The sequence below is a fragment of the Pseudomonas sp. PA-4-8C genome, assembly GCF_021606625.1.
Classification (GTDB): domain Bacteria; phylum Pseudomonadota; class Gammaproteobacteria; order Pseudomonadales; family Pseudomonadaceae; genus Aquipseudomonas; species Aquipseudomonas lactis.
The window spans coordinates 1-2,229 of record NZ_WKCD01000470.1 but is presented as its reverse complement, the minus strand read 5'-3'; the positions used below and the strand labels follow the sequence as shown (position 1 = coordinate 2,229).

Here is a 2,229-nt window from a genome sequence, read left to right as displayed (position 1 = left end):
ACCTGGGCATCGGCTGCCAACGCTGGGTGGCAGCAAGTGAACATCAGGCGCAGGCGGTCGTCTTCCACGTCTTCATCACTCCAAGGCGCGGCCTCCAACGCCTCGGCCTGCTCCTCCAATAACGGGGTAAACCGCGACTGCCGACGCAGGCGGTCGATGGCCTTGAAGCGGCCGGTGGACACCAGCCACGCCCGAGGATTATCCGGCACGCCATCCTCGGGCCAGCGCTGCACGGCGACAAAAAACGCCTCATGCAGCGCCTCCTCGGCCAGGTCGAAATCCCCCAGCACGCGAATCAACGTCGCGAGCACGCGGCGTGATTCGCTGCGGTAAATGGCGTCGATCTGCGCGGTCAATCGGCCATGTCCTCGGTCACCAACTTCACCAGGCGGTCCAGGCTCTGGCCCCAACCGTCATGAAAGCCCATGGCTTCGTGGGCCTGTTTGTCCTCGGCACTCCAGTGCATGGCACGGGCGGTGTAGAGGGTCTTTCCCCCGACCTCCTCAAAGGTGACTTCGGCGCTCATGAACGGCTTGCCCGAAGGCACCCAGCCCGGCATGAACGCGTCGGTAAACACCAGGCGGTTGGGCGCGTCGATCTCCAGGAATACGCCCTGGGTCGGGTATTCGCTGCCATCCGGCGCGCGCATCAAGGTGCGGAACAAGCCGCCGACCCACAGGTTCATCTCGCATTCAGGGGTGGTCATGCCGTGGGGGCCCCACCATTGTTGCAGCAGGGTTGGCTCGGTCCAGGCGCGAAACACCCGGCGGCGCGGCGCATCGATCAAGCGGCTGATGGACAGTTCAAATTGAGCGGGTTGAGTGTTCACGGGGAAACCTCCTCAAGGCTTTTGATTATTGTGTTGAGAGATCCAATTGGCGCACAGGGCGCACTTCCACACTGCCGACCCGGGCCGCCGGAATGCCGCCCGCCACCTGGAGCGCTTCATTGAGGTCCTTAGCGTCGATCAGGTAGAACCCGGCGAGCTGCTCCTTGGTTTCGGCAAACGGCCCATCGGTGATCGACAGCTTGCCGTTGCGCATGCGCACGGTGGTGGCGGTGGTCACCGACTCCAGCGGCTCGGCAGCGAGCATGCGCCCGCTGGCCTGGATGGACTCGGCGTAGGCCAGACATTCCGAGTCATGGGGGCTGTCGGGTGAGGTGTGCAACACCTGTTCGTCGCTGTAGATAAGGCACAGGTATTTCATGGCGTTCTCCGTTTTCGGACTACTGACTATAGTTCGCGGTGCTCAAGGTTTCAGGTCGAACAACGCCGTGCCGCTGTGCATATCAAACGGCGCCGACCAGTGCTCATGCACCACCTTCCATTGGCCATTGATACGCTGGTAGCCGGCGGTTACGCGCATCCAGCAGGCCTTCACCTCACCGTCCGGCCCGGCGCCGCCGCAGTGGGCCAGCCAATGGGCGAATGCGCTGTCTGGCGCTTCGACGACATGCAGTTCATGAAACTCGAAGATGCCGGGCCCGGGGCAGTGCTCCATGCACGCTTCCCAGTGCGCGCGGTAGGCCGCCTTGCCTTTGAATTGCAGGGCGGTTACAGCGTCGAACGAGACGATATCGTCGGCGTAAAAGCTGACAATCTGATCGATATCACGGCTGACGACGGCGTGTTTCCATTGCTCGATCAAGCTCTTGATTGCAGTGCTCATGGCGATGACTCCTTGGGGTGGACAATCACGGAAGACACCCTTAGTCGAATGGCCTCGAGGGAAATCGACATCCCCCTGAAAAATAATTTCCCGTGGCCCAAACCCGATAAACTGCCCCCTCCCTTGCAGCCGTTCGGATAGCCCGATGCAAACCCGCCTCGTCGCCTACGAGGCGCTGAATGCTGTGCAACAACAGCAAGTCGGCGCCATCGAAGTTCACCCTGAACAACTGCCGTTTTGCGGTGATATGTATTGCGCGCTCAACACTCTGCTCGCCAAGCCAAGCCCTGGGGTCAAGGGCTTTGCGTTGTTGGCCGATGACCTTCCGGTGGCGTTCCTGCTGCTCAAGCGCCCGCCGTGCCTGCCTCATTGGGCCGATGAACACAGCGCCACACTCCACGCGCTACAGGTAGACCGGCATCAGCAGGGGCGTGGATACGGCAAGGCATGTTTGCAGGCACTGCCCGCCCTGGCGCGTGAGGCGTGGCCGCACATCAAGGGGTTGGAGCTATCGGTGGACACCCACAATCGGGCGGCGATGGGGTTGTATCTGGGGGCG

General features: G+C 62.0%; 5 protein-coding genes. 1 reads left to right on the top strand and 4 read right to left on the bottom strand.

Annotated features, from left to right (window positions below; genetic code table 11):
• From GIW04_RS30060 to GIW04_RS30045, 4 genes are all read right to left on the bottom strand, one after another.
• On the bottom strand, positions 1–356 hold a 356-nt coding region (locus tag GIW04_RS30060), incomplete at its 3' end, for a sigma factor (protein WP_268939287.1).
• A complete protein-coding gene (locus tag GIW04_RS30055; RefSeq protein ID WP_034134338.1) occupies positions 353–829 on the bottom strand; it encodes an SRPBCC family protein in 477 nt (158 codons plus the stop codon). The genes GIW04_RS30060 and GIW04_RS30055, both read right to left, overlap by 4 nt.
• 25 nt (positions 830–854) lie before the next feature.
• Positions 855–1,208: a YciI family protein gene (locus tag GIW04_RS30050; RefSeq protein WP_003193695.1), complete on the bottom strand. Its 354-nt coding sequence runs from the start codon at positions 1,206–1,208 to the stop codon at positions 855–857.
• A 42-nt stretch (positions 1,209–1,250) separates the two neighbouring features.
• The gene (locus GIW04_RS30045) at positions 1,251–1,670 is read right to left on the bottom strand and encodes a YybH family protein (RefSeq protein WP_003193697.1); all 420 of its coding nucleotides are present in this window, start codon (positions 1,668–1,670) and stop codon (positions 1,251–1,253) included.
• Between the two features lie 145 nt (positions 1,671–1,815).
• Here GIW04_RS30045 and GIW04_RS30040 point away from each other — a divergent pair.
• A partial coding sequence (locus tag GIW04_RS30040; RefSeq protein WP_236270662.1) for a GNAT family N-acetyltransferase occupies positions 1,816–2,229 on the top strand: 414 nt, incomplete at its 3' end.

Bases quoted from the DNA above. Each gene is read 5' to 3' on its own strand.
- GIW04_RS30050 (WP_003193695.1), bottom strand. From the start codon at position 1,208: ATGAAATACCTGTGCCTTATCTACAGCGACGAACAGGTGTTGCACACC.
- GIW04_RS30045 (WP_003193697.1), bottom strand. From the start codon at position 1,670: ATGAGCACTGCAATCAAGAGCTTGATCGAGCAATGGAAACACGCCGTC.